At 43.8% G+C, this 22,424-nt stretch carries 17 protein-coding genes and 1 tRNA gene; 14 read left to right on the top strand and 4 right to left on the bottom strand.

Features of this window, described 5'->3' with window-relative positions; translation table 11 throughout:
* The first annotated feature begins 23 nt into the window (after nucleotides 1–23).
* The 3 genes from K7A41_RS02430 (at nucleotide 24) to K7A41_RS02420 (ending at nucleotide 6,727) form a co-directional block, all read left to right on the top strand.
* On the top strand, nucleotides 24–3,008 hold the full coding sequence (locus K7A41_RS02430; protein WP_265712450.1) for a SusC/RagA family TonB-linked outer membrane protein: 2,985 nt from the start codon (nucleotides 24–26) through the stop codon (nucleotides 3,006–3,008).
* Between the two features lie 38 nt (nucleotides 3,009–3,046).
* Entirely contained in the window at nucleotides 3,047–4,612 is a 1,566-nt protein-coding gene (locus K7A41_RS02425; protein WP_028069796.1) for a RagB/SusD family nutrient uptake outer membrane protein, read from the top strand.
* A 225-nt stretch (nucleotides 4,613–4,837) separates the two neighbouring features.
* Nucleotides 4,838–6,727: a hypothetical protein gene (locus K7A41_RS02420; protein ID WP_265712449.1), complete on the top strand. Its 1,890-nt coding sequence runs from the start codon at nucleotides 4,838–4,840 to the stop codon at nucleotides 6,725–6,727.
* 50 nt (nucleotides 6,728–6,777) lie between these two features.
* Here K7A41_RS02420 and K7A41_RS02415 read toward each other — a convergent pair.
* Nucleotides 6,778–6,851, bottom strand: a tRNA-Pro gene (locus K7A41_RS02415).
* A 176-nt stretch (nucleotides 6,852–7,027) separates the two neighbouring features.
* Nucleotides 7,028–7,591: a porin family protein gene (locus K7A41_RS02410; RefSeq protein WP_028069798.1), complete on the bottom strand. Its 564-nt coding sequence runs from the start codon at nucleotides 7,589–7,591 to the stop codon at nucleotides 7,028–7,030.
* Nucleotides 7,592–7,904: 313 nt separating this feature from the next.
* Here K7A41_RS02410 and K7A41_RS02405 point away from each other — a divergent pair, with 313 nt between their 5' ends.
* The 3 genes from K7A41_RS02405 to K7A41_RS02395 all read left to right on the top strand — a co-directional run bounded on the left by K7A41_RS02405 (nucleotide 7,905) and on the right by K7A41_RS02395 (nucleotide 11,292).
* Nucleotides 7,905–8,438, top strand: coding sequence for an RNA polymerase sigma-70 factor (locus tag K7A41_RS02405; protein ID WP_265712448.1), 534 nt, complete (start codon nucleotides 7,905–7,907; stop codon nucleotides 8,436–8,438).
* Entirely contained in the window at nucleotides 8,435–9,550 is a 1,116-nt protein-coding gene (locus tag K7A41_RS02400; protein WP_265712447.1) for a FecR family protein, read from the top strand. The genes K7A41_RS02405 and K7A41_RS02400 overlap by 4 nt, the downstream gene beginning before the upstream one ends.
* An 83-nt stretch (nucleotides 9,551–9,633) precedes the next feature.
* Nucleotides 9,634–11,292: a hypothetical protein gene (locus tag K7A41_RS02395; RefSeq protein WP_265712446.1), complete on the top strand. Its 1,659-nt coding sequence runs from the start codon at nucleotides 9,634–9,636 to the stop codon at nucleotides 11,290–11,292.
* Between the two features lie 96 nt (nucleotides 11,293–11,388).
* On the opposite strand, the gene K7A41_RS02390 is transcribed toward K7A41_RS02395, so the two are convergent.
* Nucleotides 11,389–11,610 carry a VF530 family DNA-binding protein gene (locus K7A41_RS02390; protein WP_028069800.1) on the bottom strand — a complete coding sequence of 74 codons (222 nt, stop codon included), beginning with the start codon at nucleotides 11,608–11,610 and terminating at the stop codon, nucleotides 11,389–11,391.
* Nucleotides 11,591–12,127 (bottom strand): NADPH-dependent FMN reductase, encoded by a 537-nt coding sequence (locus tag K7A41_RS02385; protein ID WP_265712445.1) that lies wholly within the window; start codon nucleotides 12,125–12,127, stop codon nucleotides 11,591–11,593. Before K7A41_RS02385 ends, K7A41_RS02390 begins: the two co-directional genes overlap by 20 nt.
* Before the next feature lie 263 nt (nucleotides 12,128–12,390).
* On the opposite strand from K7A41_RS02385, the gene K7A41_RS02380 reads away from it, so the two are divergent.
* The 8 genes from K7A41_RS02380 (at nucleotide 12,391) to K7A41_RS02345 (ending at nucleotide 22,406) form a co-directional block, all read left to right on the top strand.
* On the top strand, nucleotides 12,391–12,951 hold the full coding sequence (locus K7A41_RS02380) for an RNA polymerase sigma factor (RefSeq protein ID WP_265712444.1): 561 nt from the start codon (nucleotides 12,391–12,393) through the stop codon (nucleotides 12,949–12,951).
* A 176-nt stretch (nucleotides 12,952–13,127) separates the two neighbouring features.
* Nucleotides 13,128–14,228 carry a FecR family protein gene (locus K7A41_RS02375; RefSeq protein WP_265712443.1) on the top strand — a complete coding sequence of 367 codons (1,101 nt, stop codon included), beginning with the start codon at nucleotides 13,128–13,130 and terminating at the stop codon, nucleotides 14,226–14,228.
* 206 nt (nucleotides 14,229–14,434) lie between these two features.
* Nucleotides 14,435–17,674 (top strand): SusC/RagA family TonB-linked outer membrane protein, encoded by a 3,240-nt coding sequence (locus K7A41_RS02370; RefSeq protein WP_265712442.1) that lies wholly within the window; start codon nucleotides 14,435–14,437, stop codon nucleotides 17,672–17,674.
* 13 nt (nucleotides 17,675–17,687) lie between these two features.
* Nucleotides 17,688–19,286: a SusD/RagB family nutrient-binding outer membrane lipoprotein gene (locus K7A41_RS02365; RefSeq protein ID WP_265712441.1), complete on the top strand. Its 1,599-nt coding sequence runs from the start codon at nucleotides 17,688–17,690 to the stop codon at nucleotides 19,284–19,286.
* Nucleotides 19,287–19,349: 63 nt separating this feature from the next.
* Complete coding sequence (locus K7A41_RS02360; protein ID WP_265712440.1) at nucleotides 19,350–19,832, top strand: hypothetical protein; 483 nt, start codon at nucleotides 19,350–19,352, stop codon at nucleotides 19,830–19,832.
* Nucleotides 19,833–20,054: 222 nt separating this feature from the next.
* On the top strand, nucleotides 20,055–20,612 hold the full coding sequence (locus K7A41_RS02355; RefSeq protein ID WP_265712439.1) for an RNA polymerase sigma factor: 558 nt from the start codon (nucleotides 20,055–20,057) through the stop codon (nucleotides 20,610–20,612).
* A complete protein-coding gene (locus K7A41_RS02350) occupies nucleotides 20,602–21,414 on the top strand; it encodes a hypothetical protein (RefSeq protein ID WP_265712438.1) in 813 nt (270 codons plus the stop codon). Before K7A41_RS02355 ends, K7A41_RS02350 begins: the two co-directional genes overlap by 11 nt.
* A gap of 110 nt (nucleotides 21,415–21,524) precedes the next feature.
* Entirely contained in the window at nucleotides 21,525–22,406 is an 882-nt protein-coding gene (locus tag K7A41_RS02345; protein ID WP_265712437.1) for a DUF4097 family beta strand repeat-containing protein, read from the top strand.
* Nucleotides 22,407–22,424: the final 18 nt, after the last annotated feature.

The following is a 22,424-nucleotide window of genomic DNA, read 5'->3' as shown; positions in this document are numbered from 1 at the left end:
TTAAACCAATAATTTAAAAGCGTATGAAAAACAAACTACTTGCGCAATGTGTAATGATGCCAGCCATGCTGCTGGTCACTTTTATTGCCGCAGCTCAGACGCGGGTATTGAAAGGTAAGGTTGTGGATGAGACCCAGAGCCCATTGACGGGGGCCACGGTCAAAGTCAAGGGAACGAGTACGGCCACCACAACGGATGCCGGAGGTACATTTTCGTTGAACATTCCGAATGAGGCCAAATTCCTTGAGGTATCCTACATTGGCTATGCGCTCAAAGAGGTTCCCATCGTCGGAAACGACATGTCTATTGCGCTCGAACCGAGTACAGATCAAGGGTTGGAAGAAGTGGTGGTCATCGGTTATGGGACCGCACGAAAGAAAGATCTAACGGGGTCCATGGTGACGATCGGCGCAAAAAACTTCAACAAAGGGATTATGACGAGTCCCGACCAGTTGATCCAAGGAAAAACACCAGGGGTCATGGTAATCAACAATACAGGACAACCTGGCGGATCGACAACTGTTCGTATCCGTGGAAATTCGTCCATTCGGGCAAGTAATAACCCGTTGTTTGTGCTCGACGGGGTGCCGATGTCGGGCAATTCTCCTCTACCTGAGGGTAGGGGCGGTTTCTCCTCCGACAGAGGTAATCCGTTAACTTATTTGAACCCTGGAGATATTGCGAGCATGGACATCCTCAAAGATGCATCGGCTACGGCGATCTATGGATCTCGTGGAGCAAATGGTGTGGTGATTATTACGACTAAAAAAGGAAAGGTGGGATCACCAGAAGTATCTGTTGGTGCCTCTGCTGGTGTATCTACGATGCGTGAATATCCTGACGTATTGAATGCTTCCCGATTTAGAGAAGCGTTGAAATACTACACACCAAACGAGGTTGATGACGCAGATTTTGGTGGTAATGAAGATGCTTTCAAGGCGATTACTAGAAAAGCGATCACACAAAATTATTATGCTGATGTAGCGGGCGGGACAGAACATGGTAAGTACCGTTTATCGGGCGGATATCTTAACCAAAATGGTATTATTCGGGGCTCACAGCTCAAAAAATATACGGCCAACTTCAGCGGTAACTTTCGCTTTTTGGAAAACAAGCGGTTAGGACTTGATTTCGGACTTTTCCTGACGCAAATGGATAATAAGTATGCGCCAATCAACGCAATGGTCGGTTCGGAAGGAAACGTTATATCACAGGCGCTGCAATGGAATCCGACACGCCCGTTACGGGATGCACAAGGTAACCTAACCTTTGTCAGCACAACTACCCGGAATCCGCTGACAAGCATAGATGCATTTAAAGACTTAGCAACGACCAACACCTTGGTTGTCAATCTTGCGCCATACTATAAAATTACCGATGATCTGGAGTATCGTTTTATCTATAGTGCGATGCGGCAAACCGGTAACCGCCAAGGAATGTATAGAGCTGGTCTTATTGATCCCTCAAAAAACAACGATGAGGAAGCCTTTATTTCCAATAATGGCGAGACAAATCTGCAGATGACCCACATGCTTTCTTACAACAAGCAGATTAATGATGATTGGAGCGTAAACGCTGTCGCTGGTTACGAATATCTGGATTACAATTTTAACAACAATATTTCCTTTGGCAAGGGATTCAGTTATATGGGACTAGATTATTTCGATTATATCCAATATTCTCCGGTTGCGACCCGGGAAATAGCTTCCTATCGGAGCCCGACCAACCAGCTGCAGTCGCTTTTCTTACGGGGTGGATTTAACTATCTCAACCGTTATCTAGTCACAGCGACGATAAGACGGGATGGTTCGACCAAATTCGGATCGAATAATAAGTATGCAATGTTTCCATCTCTTGCGGTTGCATGGAATGTTGCTGAAGAAGATTTCTTGAAATCGAACGGTATATTTGACCAGCTTAAAGTTAGATTGGGATGGGGTAAAACAGGTAATCAGGAGTTTCCATCTGGGGCATCGCTGAATAGATTGGTATTTGGTAATCAAAGCATCAGTCAGGCGAACTATGGTAACCCGGACCTGAAATGGGAGACGTCCACGACATTGAACGCGGGGATTGATTTTGGCATCTGGGGCAACCGCCTATATGGTTCTATTGATTATTTCAATAAGAAAACCACGGATGCCCTTTTTGAGCAAACACTCGCACAGCCAGCACCTGCAGGAAGAATTTGGGTGAATCTAGACGGCGAAATTGTCAATAAAGGAGTTGAAATAGCATTGACAGGTACAATCATCAAAAACGATAACTGGACCTGGGATCTGACCGGTAATGCCACCTTCCTGAAAAATAGTGTCAGTGGTTTAGTTGGCTATTACGAAACAGGGGCGCTACGGGGCCAGGGATTTTCTGGAGTACTTGGGCAGCGCATGGTGAACGGGCAGCCCTTGAATGTGTGGTATTTGGCAGATTATCAGGGTATTGATCCTCAAACAGGAATGAGCATGTATCGCGGACTGGATGGAAGTATAAGCAGCAAGAACGACCCGGCTGTCAACAAGTTCTATATGAACAGCCCAAATCCTAAAACTTTGTTGGGTATTTCGACAAATGTGAATTATAAAAAATTCTCCTTGGCTGCCAACATGAACGGTGCACTCGGGCATTACCTATTTAACAATACTGCTGCCACGGGGCTTGGGTTGACCAATTTATCGTCAAGGAATATCGGATCAGCGTTTTTTGATACCTCCGTTAAAGAGTCTACATCTAATTCTGCAGCGCCTTCTTCACGTTTCTTAGAGAAGGGAGACTATTTGAAACTGGCCAATTTGACACTAAGTTATCGTGTCGGTGATTTAGGTAAGACATTCAAGAATCTAAATGTGTCACTGACAGGACAGAACTTATTTATTATTACGAAGTACACTGGATTTGATCCGGAAGTTAACACAGATGGGTCGACCAATGGTATTCCTTCGTTGGGTATCGAGTATCTACCATACCCACCCGCGAGAAATATTCTATTGGGGGTTAACTTCTCACTTTAATAATCGTAATGTCATTGGATAACAAAATTATGAGACAGATGAAATTAAGAACGTTATTATATATCGGAATGATTGGTTCAGTTGCCACAAGTATTTTATCTTGTACCAAACTGAAGGAAGAATTTAAAGGTGAATTGGAAGAGGGTACTTCTAATGTTGAACCTGGGGGGCTGCTGACAACAGCCTATATTTCATTAAATACGCCCTATCAACAGGAGCAGCGCTGGGTTATGCAGGAAATATCGACGGACGCGGCGATGGCACCTACGCGCGGAGGGGACTGGGACGACAATGGCATGCACAGGGCCATCCATCTGCATACCTGGAATGCAGATAACGCCTACATGAACAATACTTTTGTCAGCCTGGGAACTGCTATATATAATGCCAGCAACGTGCTGCGCTATAAGCCCAACGCCCAACAAGCAGCGGAGGCTAAATTTATTCGTGCTTTGGCGATGTTTGATCTTCTTGACCTCTATGGAGTTGTTCCGATTCGAGAAGGTGAAGCCTTGGAGGATTTTAGGATTTCGCCCGAGGTATTACAACCTCAAGCGGCTATTGACTATATGGTCAAAGATCTCAATGAGATCTTGGCTAGCCTACCTGCAAGCGGTGCTGCATATGTCGCTAATAGAAATGCGGCGAGAACCTTGCTGATGAAAATTTACCTCAATAAGGGTGCATTTATAAATAGACAGTCGCCCAGTTTTGCAGCAGAAGATATGAATAAAGTAATCGCTCTGGCAAAGGAAATCACTGCTACAGGACAATATACTGTGTCGGCAAAAGGTAAATATTTTGATAACTTTGCCCCAGACAATGATGTGAAATCGACCGAGAACATTTTCACATTGTTCAATAAGAATGGTGAGAGAGGGGGTAATGTGGACCGTACCTGGAATACTATTGCTCATTATAACATGAATCCCGGCGGTTGGAACGGCTGGTGCACTTTATCGGATTATTACGACAAGTTCAGCGCTTCAGATGAGCGTAGAGGCATATATTACGAATATGCTGCTGATACGACCTCAAACAGGAAAAAAGCATTTAAGCGTCAGAATGTAGGATTTTTTGCCGGTCAACAATATAACTGGAGCACAAATAAACCCTTGATGGCGCGTAACCCCTCTAGTGCACCATTGTCTTTTACACGCGAAGTGACGATCCGCACCTCGGGTGCGACCTTGGAAACCGCAGGTATTCGCCCAATGAAATACGCATTTGATTACGCTGTCTCGGGCCAACGCAACAACGATTGGGTGGTTTTCCGTTACTCCGATGTATTGCTTATGCAGGCGGAAGCGATATTGCGTGGCGGTACGGGTACGGCGGTAGATGCTTTGGCTTTGGTGAATAGTATCCGGGTCAATCGTAATGTCTCAGCACTCGCAGCACTGACATTGGACAATTTACTGGATGAACGTGCACGGGAACTGTACTGGGAGGGCTGGCGTAGGCAGGATTTGATTCGCTTCGGCAAGTTTTTGCTGGCCTGGCAGGAAAAAGCTGCCGATCCGGATCCGCGAACACTCGTATATCCAATCCCTAGCCAACAAATAGCAGTTAATCCTAACCTGAAACAAAATCCGGGATATTAATAATCCGTGGAAAACAGCCTGTCTCCATAACAGCAAAGGCAGGCTCATCAAGGCATTTAAACTACACAGATATAGTTGTAGTTTAAATGCCTTTTTTTGTGAGCGAGCTCGTAAAGCAAGACTACATCGAAAGCTTGAAATAGCATGGAAAAATGGCTATGCATTTATCTTTTGAAAACGATAAGAAAAACGGTAACTTGATTTAAATATATTACTGATGAAATAATGAAGGCAATAATTTTCAGACAGGTCTTTTTGATGCTTTTGCTAGCGGTTTTTTCTCAATGTCATGGTGGTAGCGGTAGGTCTATGCGCAGCGGAACAGTCCATAAGCAAACGGATACGATAGAAAGAACTCAGACGGTTACGGGAAGGTTCAAATCGGACTATCGAGTTGTGCAGCTCAGTGCAGCCATGACAAGATTGCTATTTGTGCTCAACAAAGGGGATATTTACGTTCCTGAAAATGGATTCTTTCTTCATCTGAGCGAAACCGACGCTAAACGTCTCGGCACGGAAGATATTGTGTTAATTCCGCTTTTTGCAGACCGCGGAAATTTATTTTATAACTACGACCGAGACTTTACGTTTGAAATCGTTGCCGTGCCGGGTGTCAAAGACTGTTATTATACGAGAAATATCGCATTTTTCAATGCTCATAACAACGACAAAATCGAGACGGAAAATCGGCGTTACCCATCCAGTCTTTTTGAACGGTCTAGTCTGAAGGATACGGTAGAATGGACTGATTTTAGTGACTACCGTGATCTGACGGACATGCCGCGCTGGATCGACAATCTCAACAATCAGAGACGGGTGACTGTGCACGCTGTGGGCTGTGCCGAAACGCCAGATGGAGGCTATTCTATACATGATTATCGGTCAATGACAATAGCCGAACTTGCAAAAGAGCGCTTAAAGTATCTCAGCAATTCAATGGAACTGCTGTCGGTGCCCGCCGAAGACGCCACACGGGCACAATGGAAGACATGGCTGGACAGTGTCATTCATCTACACCCGAAACAACAATTACAGAGGGCGAAGGCGAAGATATGGTCCAAAACCTTTGCGGAACAGACAGCGGCCTTATTTGCACTGGATGAAACAAATCACAGACTGATCAGATTACATCCCCAACCGGAGTATCGTAATTTTAAAGATCAGCAGCTTCTTGTCATAGATCCGGCCGATAGCAGTTTGCTGACAGCAACGATTGCATCTGCACAGCAGCCCAATGCAAGGGCCTTTAAGGATTTCATGGTAAAAGCAGGGGATTTGTTTACGATTAACGGCCAATTTCAGTGGGGCCGTTATACGCCACAAATCGCTAAGGACGGGAGCCATTTTTACAAAGAGCTGGACGTAAAAAATCTCTTAGTGACAGCAAAAGATCTGATTATGGATCATTCTTATATGATGGATGAGTACGGCTATATTCTCTATCATAAGGACAAAACCGTCCATTATGAATTGTTGTGTTTCAAAAGCAACACAGGGGAACTAGTCGTGCAAAAAAGTCTGAATAAATTGTTGGCCGAAGCGGGGATGACCACTGAAAAAATAGAATATCTACCTTTTGCATCGATGACTCGAACTTCCGGAAGCTTTCCCATTCTTCTTAAGCTAAACGGAACCATTTATCACCTGACCGTGAACGATAAACTGGCGGTGGACCAAACAGCAAAGATCAGCGACCAGCTACCTTGGCATCCAGGGTATTTGCAGTCGTTAGATCAGGCCTTTTATTATGATAAAATCGATAATGAATTAGTGTTCTTTTCGTGTAACCACCAAAGTTCCATACCGCCGATAAAACTTTCGGATCAGGTTTATGATCGGTACATTCTTGTTCCGGACGGCGACGATTTTCGCTTTTTCTACGAATATGGTGATGCTTTCACCCATGGAATAAAAACAATTTTGATAGATGGCATGAATTTTAAGCAGATCGGAGACCCTGTATTGCTGCATGCCTATGTCCAGTTGGAAAATGAATCGAGCGAAAACACACCCCGTAATTTGGTGGCGTCTAAAATCGGCAAGCACTGGCTTATCAGTTTTATGCTTGAACAGGAGCTGTTTGTTGTGCAAAAAGCTTTAAATGAGCGGCAATAAAAACAAAAGACCACTTAATTACGACAAATTAAGTGGTCTTTGTAATTCCGTCGGGATGGCCGGATTTGAACCGACGACCTCCAGCACCCCATGCTGGCGCGATACCGGGCTACGCTACATCCCGAGTTATTCCTCCAATACCAGATAGGATAGATCCTGCGTATCGAGATGTTTGGAATAATTTTGGTAGCGCTAAAATAGTAATTATTGACAAAAAATAAAATCATTTTTTCCAAATATGGAGTGCAGCGCCATGCATGAGGGGACATGGCGCTGCAAATTAGCTAATTACGGTAGCCATTAAAATTTGTACCCCACCATGATTCCTACTGTTTTGTTCTTCGCGTCAAGCGTCTTGTCGATACTGGTAAATCCGTGGCTGTAGTATGCGTCGATGGTAAAGCGGCTGACATCTACCCCGATACCGGCCCTGCCATCAAATGAAAATTTCTTGTATTCGGTATTCGCACTGGATTTTACCGTTTTGATATCGTAGTTCACTTGCGGGCCGATCATACCGCGTAGGATAAAATCGTCCTTCTGCAGTACTGTGTATCCAACTTGTAGCGGAAGATTGATCTGGTAGAACTTAGGAGTCTTTAGAGTGCCTTCAAACGTGTATTCTTTTCGGAACAAACTCGCACCAATGCCCGGCTGAAAGAATAGACGGTCACCAATTCGAGCAAATCCGGCTATCGATACCCCTACCTTCCCGTTATTGTCCCTTACTGTTTTATTGCCGAAAGAAGTCATGTGGTAATTGCTCCCTACCTGAATGCCGTAAGTGATTTCTTGCGCCTGTGCAATACCTGCTGTCCCCAATAGTGTCAGTGCCACTAAAGTCGCATTTAATGTGTTTTTCATTGTCAATTGTGTTTTTTTGTTTTTTTAATGAGTAATGTCTTTTAGGTTATGACAATAGAAAATCAATATACCCTCAGAAAAAAAACATTTTCTATTTTCAGAACGACTACCTTTAATCCCGGGAGTACTTATGCACGTAAGAATTTGTATTTTCCAGGTAACCGCTATGGTCTGACAGTCTGTCGGTTGACTGAGATGTTAATGCAATCAAGCTGAATGCAGCAAAAAAAAATAAAAAATAAATAAGGGTAACTGTTGCTAAGGTTGTCTTACTCCTAAAGAAGATTGTGTAATCATATGGTAGATTTGGCAAATGTCGGATAATAAAGAGAAAAATTTCGAGCAGCTTTTTCGGGCGCATTACAAAGAATTGCACCGGTATGCTTTCAGGTACCTGGGGGATAGTGAGAGTGCAGAGGAGGTCGTCCAGCAGGTGTTTTTGAGACTTTGGGAAAAGGACTGGGAGCACCAGGTTCATACCTCACTAAAGTCCTATTTGTATCGTGCTATTTATAACGAAAGTATGAATGTGTTAAAAAAAGAACAGCGTAAGCTTAAATATCAGTCTTATGAAATCCATCGGCAGGAACTGGAGCCGGCTGTGGACGAAAGCACCAAAGATCTTGATAAAAAGCTACAGCTGGCACTGGCGGGACTCCCAGAAAAGAGCCGGACGGTTTTCGAGCTCAGCCGATTCCAGGAAATGAAATACAAGGACATCGCCGCTACTTTGGATCTTTCGATAAAAACAGTGGAAGGACATATGAGCAGGGCACTGCGTCATCTGCGTACCGAACTTATGGACTATCTGACATTGATTATTTTTTACCTCATCTATAAGCTATGAATAAGGAACTACTAGAAAGATATATCATTGGGCAGACCAATGAAACAGAGAACAGGTTCATCCAAAGCTGGCTGGAGGAGGATGCAGACAACAGGGCAGAGTACCTGAAAGTAAAAAACGTATTGCTATCTTATCTATATGCCATGAATAAGGAGTTATTGGAAAGATATCTCGTAGGTGAAACAAACGAAGCGGAACGCGCTATCGTACAGGAATGGTTAGAAAAGGACGCTAATAATAGAGAGGCATACTTACAAATGAAAAAGTTATGGGATAGCTTACCCAAACCCTTGGAGGTACCAGAAGTGGATGTGGATAAAGCATGGATGGATTTTAAGGTCGCTAGGGATAAGCGGGCAGCGGAGCGCGCTGGAGTGTCCGAAGGAAAGATCAAGGTAATGAAGTGGAACTGGTGGGCTGCGGCGAGTATTCTGTTGCTCTCTGTTCTGGGATTTTATGTGTTTGACCGTTCACACCGGGAGCAAATGCTGCTGGTCAGCCAGGCGACTGTGCGGCAGGATTCATTACCTGACGGCTCTGCTGTCACACTCAATCGAAATACGGAAATGACCTACTCGAGCTCGTGGACCAATAAAAACAGAAATGTAGAGCTGAAAAAAGGGGAAGTATTTTTTCAGGTGCGCAAGGACAAAAATCACCCTTTTGTGATTGCAACAGGCGCAACGAAGATTACCGTTTTGGGAACGAGTTTTAATGTACGTCGTCTAGCCCACGCCACCGAAGTGATCGTAGCGACAGGTCTGGTCAAAGTGGCCTATGCAGATAAGGAAGTTCTGCTGCGGCCCGAGCAGATGATCACGGTCAACGATACCGATACGATGCGCGTAGAAAAGAAAGCTGTACCGGATAAATTCTACAAATACTATGTGGATAGGGAGTTTGTCTTTCAAAATACACCCTTACAGAAGGCTGTTGAACTGCTAAGCCGTGCATATGACTACCAGATCATTATTGACCGACCGTCGGATAAAGAGCTTCTTCTGACAGCTACTTTTGAACAGAACAGCCTGACGGAGATACTTAAAGTGATACGGGAATCATTAGGACTAAAAGTCATTGTTAAAGATAAGGAAATTCACCTGACACGATAATCTAAAGTGATACCATGTTTTCGAAACGAAATTGTACAAACTGCATTATGATATTATTTGCTAATAGCGGAATCCGATTTTATATGATATTTTTACTGCTGAGCACCTCTTTAGGGGTGCTGGGACAGCAGAAACTCGCAGCAACAGTCAACATGCCCGCTTATCCAAAAACGACGGTAGGCGAAGTGTTTAAAGTCCTAAAGGAGCAACAGGATGTGCTGTTCTCCTTTAACGGAAATATCTTGCAGCTGGATAGCATCCTTTATCCTCAAGCTTACCGAGGTACATTGTATGGTTATCTCGATGGATTATTGGGCAAAGAATATAGCTTTAAGGAATTGGGTAGACATATTATCGTGCAGTATACGCCTCAGCGAATGTCGGTGGATGTTGAAGTGCACACCCCTGCAAAAAACAGGGCGGTCATTACCGGATACGTCAAGAATATACGCACCAATAATCCAGTTGCCAATGCCAGTATCTTTGACCGTAGTGCATTACTGTCGACCTTGAGTGACGACAATGGCTATTTCGAGCTCGATGTCAAGAAAAAAAGCAGCCTGATCGCTGTTAACGTCAGCAAGGAGACGTTCCGGGATACCAGCGTCATGGTGATTTTCCCTATTGAAGCGAGAGTAGGTCATAAGAAGAAGCGGGAATATGGCTATTTTGAAGGTTATGAGGAAGATCATGGCCTTTATCGCTCTTTCTTTGGCAGGGTTTTTCTATCGCCAGCCCAGCGGATACAAAGCATGAACCTGGGTGGGTTGTTCCTGTACAGTCCTTACCAGATCTCCATGACACCGGGGCTGAGTTCCCACGGTTTTATACGTTCACAGATTGTCAACAAGTTTTCCTTAAACATCATTGGCGGTGCTACGGCGGGAGTCAGCGGAGTCGAGTTGGGCGGGGTATTCAATATCAACCAGTATGATATGCGCGGGGTGCAGGTAGGGGGTGTGTTCAATGCTGTAGGCGGAAATGTCGGCGGTGCGCAGCTAGCGGGCATTGCCAATCGGGTTTTTGCCAGCGTGAACGGTGTACAAGTTGCAGGCGTAATCAACAAAGCTGATACAGTGCGTGGCGTACAGCTTGCGGGAATCGCAAATACGGCCAAAGAAGCTAAAGGAACCGTACAAATAGCTGGGTTATTAAATAACAGCGCAGCCGATGTCGGCATTCAGGTTGCCGGTATAATGAACAAGGCCAAACGAGTCAAAGGTGTTCAGTTAGGGGGGATAATCAATATCGCAGACAGCAGCGACTATCCAATCGGCTTGCTAAACCTGATCAAAAATGGCGAGCGGAACCTGTCCTTGGCAATAGATGAAGAAAGTTATCTGGGCCTGCAGTTCCGTTCGGGCGGTCGGGTCCTGTACAGCATCCTGTCGGTCCAAGCAGCGCTTGCAGATGATGGCCAATCGAAATATGCTTTTGAAGCGGGTTTGGGCGCAGTGCTGCTGCGCAGGAAGAAGTTTTCGGTACGCGGCGAAATAGTCTCACGCAACCATCTGACCGATAAATTTAAAATGCTGGATAATCACCGGTCTTCATTTCGGATTATTCCCACTTATCAGCTGAGCAACAGCCTGTCTTTATTTCTAGCACCGAGTTTTAACTATGCCGAAAAAGACGAAGATGCTCCATCTGCTGGGGGCACACAATGGAAAGCTTGGCGGCGGGACCGCACGAGAAACACCTTTTATGGGGGTGGAATGGCTGGTCTTATGTTAAAATTATAAATTTAAAAACTATTTCTCGGCGACAGCTGTTATACTTATAGCTTTTAAACATTTAACATTTATATAAGCGCTCTTTGTCCCTTCGGCAAAGGGCGCTTATCGTTTCTGAATGGTTTTCACATAAAGCCGTTCGACTTTTTCCCGAGCCCAAGGTGTCTTGCGCAGGAAAGTCAAGGAGGACTTCACGCTGGGATTTTCATTGAAGCACCGGATGTTTATCCGGCGTCCCAATTCATCCCAGCCGTAATAATCGACAAGATATTCGATGATGGTATCTAGCCGTTTTCCATGTAAAGGATTATTGACTTGTTCTTGCATAAGGCAAAGATAGGAAATTTGCAAAATCATCAAGTTTTAAATGGAGCTGCTCGTCCCAAATATTCCCCGCTGCATCTAATTTTCCTTTAACTCCCTGGATTAGGAGATTACCTCGCGGATCAAGCTTGGCACCGAGTCCTTCCATAATGCGCTGTAGCTCCAGATGTGCAGTCTCGCCCTGCGCTGATGCAGTGATGATGCTTACAGCTTTGTCGGCGAACACGGTCGTAGCGGCACACCATTCGAGCAGGTTTTTCAGTCCGCTGGGCACACTGAAAATATATTCCGGACTGCTGATTAAAATTAGGTCAGCGTCTTGAATGACCTGGCGTAAAGCAATAATTTCTATCGGCGGTCGCAGCCGGCTTTCCTCTGGATCAAATGGAGGCAGCTCTTTGAGGCGGTCAAACAATGTGAGTTGAACTTGGGGGTGCAGCTGCTGCTGCAAGTGGTGGACAACCTGATGATTGGAGGAGTTTGCGCTTGCACTGCCTATGATCGCAAAAATAGTTTTCATCAATATCTAATTAGCTTGTATCTATGTGCTGGATCCGTGAATGTCACTTATCAAAAGGACTTTCAGTACAGTCTATTCTTATTGATCATGACCACGGTGATTCCATCGTAACTTTTTCTGTTATTACAGAAAGAGCTAAATTACAATTCTGAATTTAAATGGCCTTATTGTTTTTGGAGATAAAAACTTTTTCCTTTTACGGATTAAGTTTATACTTTTGGAATCAAGGATGTATATTCACTAAAATACGGATTATAGGCTTTATGATGAGAAATAAATTGGGGTATCGCTTGTTGTGGGAACGGATTCGTACAGGAGATGAGGCGGCCTTTTTTGATCTGTATGCTGCCCTATATCAAGAACTTGTGAATTTCGGAATCCGGACCTGTGGAGATACGGATCTGGCGAGCGAAGCGACGGACCAGGTGTTTGTAAAGATCTGGGAAAAGAGAGCGCAGCTCGAGCGGGTCGACAATGTGCAGTCCTACCTCATTACCTTTCTTAAACGCCGTATGTTGAGGCTTCTGGAGAAACAGCATAAAATCAATACTGCCCTTCAGAATGTCAAGGCTGAAGATGAATGGATTGAGATGCCTTATGAGGAGTTTGTCATCAAAGTGCAGACCAATGAAATCATTCAGATACGCCTGAAGGAGGCCCTGGAAAAGTTGACGTTTCGTCAAAAACAGTTGGTCAATCTTAAATTTTTTGAAGGTTTTTCTTACGAAAAGATCGCCGAACTGACCCAAATGTCCGTTAAGACCGCCTACAATACCTTATATGACGCCCTCAAAATCCTGCGGGAAGAGCTAAAAGACCTATAATCGATTCGGATCGAAATTCGACCTCAGGCGGCTTCTGCCGAATCCATGGTCTCAGCATCATTTTTTTATCTACTGTAAAATAAGATTTGCTGTATTTCAGTGTTTTATAAAATATTTTGTTTTTTTCTTAGGAAAAGGAAAGCATTTTGGGCACTATAAGATAAATACTGCAAAGCATGAGCCAAAGAGATTATAAACAGTTAGAAGATTTTTTGATTGACGATACTTTCCAGAAGTATTGTTCGGGAGAAGACAAAAACTGTGTCCTGTATTGGCAGCAATATAGCTTAAACCATCCTGAGCAGGCAGAGATGATCCAAAAAGCCAAGCGCTTATACCAGATATTGGTCGGAAACCGTAGGTCTGTACATGAACAACTTGAGAGACTGAAAACCGATCTGCGAGCCAAGCCGGCCGCTCCTTTACACATTTTGGGGATGAATTGGCGCAAATGGGCAGCAGTAGCGGCAGTAATTACCGCGCTGACAGTTGGTGGCATTTGGTATTATTCACAGCCTACGATAAACACTACTGTACAGCCTATGACTTCAGTAGGACGAACTTATCAAACCAAAAAAGGAGAAAAGAAGAACTTTGAGCTGGCTGATGGCAGCACGGTCACCTTAAACTCAGCCAGCAGGCTGGAGTTGTCGGCCGATTTTAATCAGACAGAGCGCGTAGTGAGATTGGTAGGCGAAGGGTACTTTCAGGTGACGAAAGACAGGAAAAAACCGTTCGTGGTGCAAGCTTCGGATTTCGATATCAAAGTATTGGGTACTTCGTTCAATGTGAAAAGTTATCCTGACGAACCTACAGCAGAAGCTCTCTTGGTGGAAGGTGCTATTGAAATGACAAGTAAAGGCTCGCGGGAGAATTCAGTTATCATCAAGCCGAACCAAAAGATTACCGTTTTTAAACATCGGGATGCAGTCATAGCTGCGGACAAAGTAACAAAGTCAGCCGGAGATAAATTGCCGATTAAAGAGATTGCCATCGAGAATATTCCGGTAGTGCAATCAAATAGAGTTGAAATACCAGATATCGCATGGAAGGAAAACAGGCTCGAAATCGTGGACCAGGATTTCGAATCTTTGCGCCGAACACTCGAACGCTGGTACGATGTCGAAATACAGCTCCAAGGAGAGGGCTTGAAGCATTATCGTTTTACAGCAACCTTTAACAAGGAAAGTATCACACAGGTACTTGCCGCATTACAAAAAGTTGAACCATTTAACTATGAAATATATGGGAGAAAAATAACTATTTCAGAAAAGTAAAAAGGATGGTGGACCAACACCATCCTTCATTGAAAAAATGATTAACCAAAAGCAGCAACATTTGGGCTGTGCTGCTCAATTTTAATTTTAACCAACACTAAAATATGATTAAAAATTGCTTATTGCAAATGCGCAATGGATATATTGTGCGTTTTAGATTCATTATCCGGATGAAACTAGCCTTAATTATGACTACATGTGCTGTTATGAATGTTTCAGCAAATGTATTTTCTCAACAAAAGGTCTCTTTAGATGTCCAAAAAGCAAAATTGAGTAGGGTACTGAAGATGATCGAAGACCAGAGTGATTATTACTTTGTCTATAACTCGACCAATGAGAATTTAAATAAAGAAGTATCGGTCAATGTGACCAACGGGAAGGTGCTGGATGTGCTGGCCAGACTTTTCAAGAAAAGTGGATTGGTTTATTCGGTATCGAAAGAAGGTCTCGTGGTGATCAGCCAACAGCAGCAGGTTGCTGTCACCGGACAAGTGACGGACGACAAAGGCAACCCTCTGGCAGGCGCAAGCATCCGGGTGAAGGGTACCGCAGTAGGTAGGGCGACAGATATCAACGGGCGGTTTAATATTGACGCATCTACGGGAAGTACCCTTATTGTTTCTTTTGCAGGCTATACTTCACAAGAGGTTGCCGTTGCCAAAGACAACGATATCAAAATAGTACTGCTGGAAGACAACCGTATGCTCAACGAGGTCGTGGTGACAGCACTCGGGCAGAAGAAAGAAAAGCGGTCTCTGGGTTATTCGGTAACACAGGTGGCGGGCGAGTCCTTGACGACGGCGCGTGAAAATAACGTGATGAATTCACTGGTTGGAAAAGTTGCGGGCCTGGATGTCAGTTCAACCTCAGGCGGTGCCGGTGCAGCTTCGAATGTTACTATACGGGGTATTTCAAGTTTAAATCAAACCAATCAGCCATTATACGTTATAAATGGTATTCCTATGGAAAGCAAACCGGTAGGTATCGGAAATGCTAATCCTAAAGGAAACTCAGGAAGCCAATGGGATAATGCACCTGACTTAGGCGATGCAATAGGAAATATCAATCCGGATGATATCGAAAGTATTTCGGTACTCAAAGGAGCTGCAGCTTCTGCTCTTTATGGATCCAGGGCGAAGGCAGGTGTCATATTGATTACAACGAAGTCTGGAAAGGGTAATTCTATCGATTTTAACAGCAACCTGGTAGCGGAGCAGATCATCGACAATACCAACTGGCAAACAGTATATGGGCAAGGTGCCAACGGTGAGAAACCAAATTCGCAAGCCGGCGCTGCACAAGTCGGTGGTTCCAGCTGGGGAGCAAAACTGGATGGTACGCCGGTCATACAGTTTGACGGCGTGGAAAGACCGTATTCGCTCCAAAAAAGCAATTTAAAAAGGTTTTATAGAACGGGTTCGACCTGGACCAATACACTTGCACTTAATAAATCTTTTGAAGGAGGCTCAATTCGCTTGTCGGCGACAGATGTAAATAATAGATCTGTGGTGCCCAATTCTGGACTGAACAGACAATCTTTCAATCTTGTTGGACTGTTTGAGCCCCTTAAAGGCCTTACCGTTGACGCACGTTATAACATGATTTTAGAACAGGTTAAAAACAGACCAATGGTTTCGGATGGTGCTGGAAATGCGAATTATAATGTCATGTTCCTACCAACAAGCATTAATGTTCGGGATTTGAAGCCCTGGAAAGATGCAGACGGAAACGAGATTCTGTACAATGCTGGGAACGTATATGCAACGAACCCCTGGTTTGCTGCAAATGAGTTTATAAATAACACTGACCGTGACCGTTCTATCGGATCCGTAACGGCGAAATATACATTGGACAATGGCTTGTTTTTCCAAGGACGAGTGGGACGGGATAGTTATTCTGATCATTATAAGAATGTGGTGCCTTCTGGAACAGGATATTATCCAAACGGGAAGATCGCCGAACAGGAAACGAAATTTGCTGACGTCAATGCCGATATCCTGATTGGAAAGTCCTTTGTATTGGGGGATTATACACTGACTCCGAATCTTGGTGCCAGTTATCGCAACACTAAAATCAAGCAGACAACCAATCTAGGTACCGATTATGCAATTTTTGGTGTATATAACATCTTAAATGCGAAGAATAAATCCGTTAGCTATCTCGAAAGTGAGTCTGAAACACAGTCTGCTTACGGCACAATGGAATTAGCATTCAAAGATGTGGCTTATTTAACCGGTAGCTTACGGTCAGACTGGTTTTCTACGTTGGCTACACCGGGATTTGACAACAAGTTAAACTCGGTTTATCCAGCCGTGTCCGGCTCTTTTATCTTTTCGGAGTATCTTAAGCCCTCATGGTTGAGCTATGGAAAACTGAGAGCAGGTTTTGCCCAGGTAGGACAGGCGACAGATCCTTATCAAACGCTTTTGACTTATAATTTTAGGAGTGAAACCCTTAATGGACAACCATTAGGATCGATCTCCAATAACAACATACCCAATTCCTCATTAAAAGCGTCAACAGCTACCGAGCTGGAGATCGGTACGGAACTTCGCCTTTTCAATGATCGCCTAAATCTAGATTTTACCTGGTATAACAAAAAGTCAAGAGATGAAATCTCGTATATAACCACACCATCGTCAAGTGGCTATACAGGCGCGGTGCTGAATGCAGGTAAGATGCAAAATAAAGGCTTCGAAGCGCTTATTTCAGCAACAATACTTAAGTCGGAAAACTTCAAATGGGTGTCTTCACTAAACGGTTCGTACAACGACAATAAAGTACTTTCTTTGGCCGAGGGTATGGACGAACAGACAGTAGCGACCTCCCGTTCTGGTGTGGGTTATCTGATGAACAAGGTAGGAATGCCTGCTTTTCAGATTATGGCATTCGACTATAAATATGACAGTAATGGTGAAATCGTCAAATTATCGGACGGTTCGCCAGATCGAGGTGAGTTAAAAGCTTATGGATCGGCCATGAATAAATGGTTTGCGGGATGGAACAATGAATTTAATTATAAACGTTTCAATTTTTCATTCCTAATCGATGGAAAGTGGGGAGGAAAGCTATTCTCTGGAACAGATTATTATGGATATATAGCAGGCTTGCATCAAGAGACGGTAGCCGATAGGGAAACTTTAGGAAGGACAGCAGCAACCTACTACACGAACAAAGCGAATAATGTGTCGAAAATATTTGTAAATAATGCTGACTTCGTAAAATTGAGACAGGTGGTTATGGGCTATACTTTCCCCTCAAATTTATTTAATAACCGAATTAAAGCGATTACAGTAAGTGCAGTTGCGCGTAATCTCTGGATTATTATGAAAAAAACAAATAATATTGATCCAGAATCAAGTTACAATGCAACCTTCCCCGGTCTTGAACTTGGGGGTGTACCAGCTGTACGTACTTATGGACTGAACTTGAGTGTTAAATTCTAATTGCAAAAAAATCATGAAAAGATATATTAAACCTTTATTTGTTGCGTTCATCGTCGCATCTGCCGTTGGACAAAGCAGCTGTACAAAAGATTTTGAAAAAATAAATACTGATCCAATTTCTTACAGCAAAGACAATTGGGATCCAAATTATACTTTTAGCTCTGCCCAACTATTTTATACCGGAAGTTTTGACTTTGCTTACGATACCTGGAGAGGAAATCTTATTTACTCGGCCACAATGATGCAAGGTTTGTCAACTGTAGTGAGTTATTGGGCGGGAGACAAATATATGTTGAATGAAGCTTATACTGCTGCCTATTGGGGTAATGGGACGGTAGGCGCGTATATTGAACAGGTAAGAAATATTGTTGATGTTGTTGAATTCACGAAAGATAAACCAAAGTATGCGAACTTACACCATGTGGCCCGGATATGGAAAGCGTTGATATTCGCTCGTTTGACTGATTTGTATGGGGATGTTCCTTACTCCGAAGCGGGTGTTGGATTTTATAGTAAGATTTATAAGCCGAAGTATGACAAACAACAGGATATTTATAATGATCTGTTAAAGGAAATAGAATCGGCAACAACTTCCTTAAAGGACGATGGCGATAAGGTTAGCGGAGATATTATCTATAAAGGGGATATTGCGAAATGGCGTAAGTTCGGTTACTCATTGTTGCTAAGGACTGCCATGCGTCTGGTAAAGGTGGACGCACAAAAAGCCAAGGAATATGCACAGAAAGCAGTGGGAAAAACGATGGTAAGTAACGCCGACAATGCCTTTATTTTACATGATGTTTCGGGCTCAAGGGTTACCCAGAATAGAAATAGTCAAGTTCTTTTAGGCGATGGAGGGCAAGAAAACTATTATGTAAAATGGTCTAAAACGTTTATAGATTATTTGAAGGCAACAAATGATCCGCGTTTGGCACGAATAGCCGTGACACAGCTTTATCTGTCCGAAAAAAGTAAAGATCAAAATGCTGGATATATTAGCGATCCTAAAAAACAAAAGGGTATGCCCAATGGAAAAGACCTGAGTGCAAACCCTCAATATAATATTTCGAGTGACCCCAGCTTTACCTCATTTGCAGACTACTCATCACCCAATCCAAATATGATTAAACGGACGGGGGCCACCTTTATCTTGACTTTCGGCGAGTCCGAGCTCCTTTTGGCAGAGGCTGCACAACGATGGGGTATTGGTGGTAGTGCCGCCGACCACTACAAAAAAGGTGTAAAAGCTGGCATGACATTTTTAGACCAGTACGACGGTTCACTTGCCATTAGTGAAGCAGAAGCGGATTCCTATCTTAAAAATCATCCATTTGTTGAAGCCGAAGCATTGAAACAAATCAATACGCAATACTGGGCACATACCATTACGATGCTGGACTTTTATGAGACGTGGAGCAATTGGCGACGGACTGGTATTCCCGAATTGGTGCCCGTAAATTATCCCGGTAATGCGACTTCGGGTACTATCCCCCGCCGTTTTCCCTATCCATCCACGGAAGCTGCAATCAATGGCGAAAATTACAGAGCTGCTTCTGCGGCGGTGATAGGAGGTGACAAGCTATCTGGCCGTGTCTGGTGGGACAAAGAATAATTGAAAGCTTTTTTTTGCGGCCAAACTTTTGTAGTTTGGCCACTATAAACCACGAAATAGATTATGAATCTAAAAACTCAAATTTTACTAATTGCAGCGCTGCCTTTTATTGCTTTTTCCTGTGATCCAGTAGACAAAAAGATGAATGAAAGCGAATTGCCCAAGAAGCTCACACTGAACGGTACCTATAAGCTGATCGAAAGTATGACCATCAAAGGAAAAGATACCGTAACAGCTTTTACAGATAGCAGCAAGACCGAAATGTTCAAAATGTTCAACGATGACCATTTCTCCTTTTTCAACCATGACAAAGAAAAAGGGAAGGGCAAAGAGCCTCACTTTTTGGCAGGTGGTGGGACTTATTCATTCGACGGTAAAAAGTACCAGGAACGTCTGCAGTATTGCAGCCTGCGCGATTGGGAAAATAATGCATTTGATTTCGAACTCGAGTTTAAAGGAGACACACTGATTCAAAAAGGTGAAGAGAATTTGCCAGAATTGGGCGTTAAACACTTGATCATCGAAACCTATCTAAAAATAAAGTGATTATTATCGCCAAGGAAACTATAAAACCGCTGCACAATATTTTGTTTATGCAAGCACCCGGGAGTTATTCTGGGTGTTTTTTTTTAACAGAAATGCTTGTTAAGCAGTGACGCGGGTAGCCTATTTATTATATAAAAAAAATTAAAATTAAATTGCAACATTTTCAGCAGCTGTCCGACTATTGAATAGAACATAGGAAATAACAGTATTAATTAGCAAAACGTGCAGGATCAACTTAGCGATAAAGATTTATTAGCGATGTGCCAATCGGGCAATGAGTTGGGCTTTGCACAGCTTTATCATCGTTATGCGAAGAAGATTTTTAATTCGATCTATCGGGTTTTGTCTAATCAGGAAGAGAGCGAAGATGTATTGCAGGAGACTTTTGTAGAGTTTTTCTCAAGGCCAGACAAATGGGAGGCCGTGCTGAGTGTCGAAGCTTGGCTGCGCCGGATGGGCGTCAATAAAGCGATTTCTTTATTGCGCAAGAATAAGCAGTATTTTTCACCGATAGAAGATCTGGAGATCCGGGACGAAGGCGAAGATGAATTGCTGGAAAAAGAATGGCGGGAATGTCAGCTGACGGATCTCGAAGCCGTGATCGATCAATTGACAGGCGTGCCAAAAATGGTGGTCAACCTGTATCTTTTTGAAGATATGAGTCACGATGAGGTTGCCGACACCTTGGGAATGACAGCGGTGGCTGTGCGTAGCCAATATCATCGTGCGAAAAAGAAAATTTATGAACAACTGAAGGAGAGGTATAATTATGCGGGATAATTTGAAGGATTTTGTGAATGCCAATCGGGATGCGTTTGACCGCAGGGAACCATCTGCGGATCTATGGAATAAGATCAGACCACAGGTCGTACCCGAGGTACAGAAAAAGAAAATTAGACCTCTGTGGCGATGGGCAAGCATTGCGGCAGCTAGCATATTGATAGGAGCTGTGGCTTTCTTGATCTTTAGCCAACAAAAAGCGGATACAGCGCAGGTAGCTGATCTGAGCACAGTTCAGATCAAGCAGAAGGAGGGCGTGACGAAGCCTTTGCGGCAGCAGGTGGATGAAGTGACGGAGAAAAGAGAGCCGCGCTGGTCGATGCAGACCATGACAAGCAGAACGGAAGTACAGCTTGCGGCTAAGAGAAAAAGACAGCAGGCAGATAAGGAGCAGGTGCTGGACCTACATAAGGATGACTATGTGCAAATGCTTCAGGATTCCAGTTCGGCGAGTACACGTCTTGGAGCAGTACTCGCACTTCAGAAACAGGAGCACTTGAATGAAGATGCTGTACATGAGCTGGAGAAAACGGCAGTGTCCGATGCCAGTAGTAATGTCCGTATGGCTGCCATAGAAACCCTGTTAGGTAGCATAGCACCAGAAGAGAGGCAACAAAAGGTGCAGGACTTTTTCGTAGCACAAAACGATCCGACAATGCAGGTCGAATTGATGCAGATGATTGCAGAGGCAGATCCGGAAATAAAATCAAGTACCAAGGAGAAGTTAAATGCCATTGTGGAGGATCCTTTGGCTCTGAAATTCGTGAAGGAACAAGCATATGCTGTACTGCTCAGTCAGTAGCAGGAAGTAAAATAGGATGCTAACATGAAATGCCAGAGTTTTGGGGCCGCAAAGAATATGAAGGATGGGAATCTTACTGTAGTAAATAGGAAAGAATAATAATTATAGCAATGAAAAAGATAAGAATAATGATTATGGGAATGGCACTGCTTTTTGCGAACGCATTGCAGGCCCAAGTGAGTGAGCAAATGGAAGAAGCGGTTCCGCCAAAACCGCCCAAAGCGCCGAGGGGAATAAGAGGTTCTTTTGACCGCGACGCAAAAAAGGTCTGGAAAGAGATCAAGGTTCCCGGTTTAGGAAATAAATTATTGTTGAAATTCGATAACGTCGCGATTGAAGGCTATAATGGTAAAGATGTATTGATCACGGCGAAGGTGGAAGAGCGGGAAGCAAATGAGCGGGCCAAAGGTTTGCGTGTGGTTAATGGTTCGGGTCTGGCTGACAATTCAGGATTGGGTATGAATATCCAGAACAACGGTGGTGTTACCGAAATTAGCATGGTTGGTATGCCCTTGGAGGATTCGGTACATGTCCGCGTTCCTTTCGATCTGCCCGTGAGTGTAAAAGGAGGCCGTGGTGGATTTTTTAATGGTGGTGGAATTGAAATAAAGGACATCCGCGCTGAAGTGGAGGTCTCCAGTACCATGGGCGATGTCAAAGTCATCAATATTACGGGGCCACTCAGTGTAAAAGTAGCGCAAGGTGATGTGGTCGCCCAATTTGTCCAGCCTGTGAAAGGACCGATTTCGCTTATCTCGGCCATGGGGGCAGTGGATGTGGCTTTCCCTAAAAAATTCAGTGCTAATGTCGACGTGAAAACGTCTATGGGAAATATCTATGCAGCAGATGAATTTCAATTTGAGAAGCCTGCTGAAGAGCCTAAGGACAGCTTCCGGATATCGAATACTGTAAAAGGCAAAATGAACGGTGGCGGACAGGACGTGATTTTAAAGACATCCATGGGGGATATTTACATCCGAACCCAAAAGTAGTACTTTTGAAAATAAGCC

This window comes from Sphingobacterium sp. InxBP1, assembly GCF_026191775.1.
Classification (GTDB): Bacteria; Bacteroidota; Bacteroidia; order Sphingobacteriales; family Sphingobacteriaceae; genus Sphingobacterium; species Sphingobacterium thalpophilum.
The sequence above is the reverse complement of the archived record's forward strand: the minus strand, read 5'-3'. Positions and strand labels throughout refer to the sequence as shown.

Bases quoted from the DNA above. Each gene is read 5' to 3' on its own strand.
- K7A41_RS02430 (WP_265712450.1), top strand. From the start codon at position 24: ATGAAAAACAAACTACTTGCGCAATGTGTAATGATGCCAGCCATGCTG.
- K7A41_RS02425 (WP_028069796.1), top strand. From the start codon at position 3,047: ATGAAATTAAGAACGTTATTATATATCGGAATGATTGGTTCAGTTGCC.
- K7A41_RS02420 (WP_265712449.1), top strand. From the start codon at position 4,838: ATGAAGGCAATAATTTTCAGACAGGTCTTTTTGATGCTTTTGCTAGCG.
- K7A41_RS02410 (WP_028069798.1), bottom strand. From the start codon at position 7,591: ATGAAAAACACATTAAATGCGACTTTAGTGGCACTGACACTATTGGGG.
- K7A41_RS02405 (WP_265712448.1), top strand. From the start codon at position 7,905: ATGTCGGATAATAAAGAGAAAAATTTCGAGCAGCTTTTTCGGGCGCAT.
- K7A41_RS02400 (WP_265712447.1), top strand. From the start codon at position 8,435: ATGAATAAGGAACTACTAGAAAGATATATCATTGGGCAGACCAATGAA.
- K7A41_RS02395 (WP_265712446.1), top strand. From the start codon at position 9,634: ATGATATTTTTACTGCTGAGCACCTCTTTAGGGGTGCTGGGACAGCAG.
- K7A41_RS02390 (WP_028069800.1), bottom strand. From the start codon at position 11,610: ATGCAAGAACAAGTCAATAATCCTTTACATGGAAAACGGCTAGATACC.
- K7A41_RS02385 (WP_265712445.1), bottom strand. From the start codon at position 12,127: ATGAAAACTATTTTTGCGATCATAGGCAGTGCAAGCGCAAACTCCTCC.
- K7A41_RS02380 (WP_265712444.1), top strand. From the start codon at position 12,391: ATGATGAGAAATAAATTGGGGTATCGCTTGTTGTGGGAACGGATTCGT.
- K7A41_RS02375 (WP_265712443.1), top strand. From the start codon at position 13,128: ATGAGCCAAAGAGATTATAAACAGTTAGAAGATTTTTTGATTGACGAT.
- K7A41_RS02370 (WP_265712442.1), top strand. From the start codon at position 14,435: ATGAATGTTTCAGCAAATGTATTTTCTCAACAAAAGGTCTCTTTAGAT.
- K7A41_RS02365 (WP_265712441.1), top strand. From the start codon at position 17,688: ATGAAAAGATATATTAAACCTTTATTTGTTGCGTTCATCGTCGCATCT.
- K7A41_RS02360 (WP_265712440.1), top strand. From the start codon at position 19,350: ATGAATCTAAAAACTCAAATTTTACTAATTGCAGCGCTGCCTTTTATT.
- K7A41_RS02350 (WP_265712438.1), top strand. From the start codon at position 20,602: ATGCGGGATAATTTGAAGGATTTTGTGAATGCCAATCGGGATGCGTTT.
- K7A41_RS02345 (WP_265712437.1), top strand. From the start codon at position 21,525: ATGAAAAAGATAAGAATAATGATTATGGGAATGGCACTGCTTTTTGCG.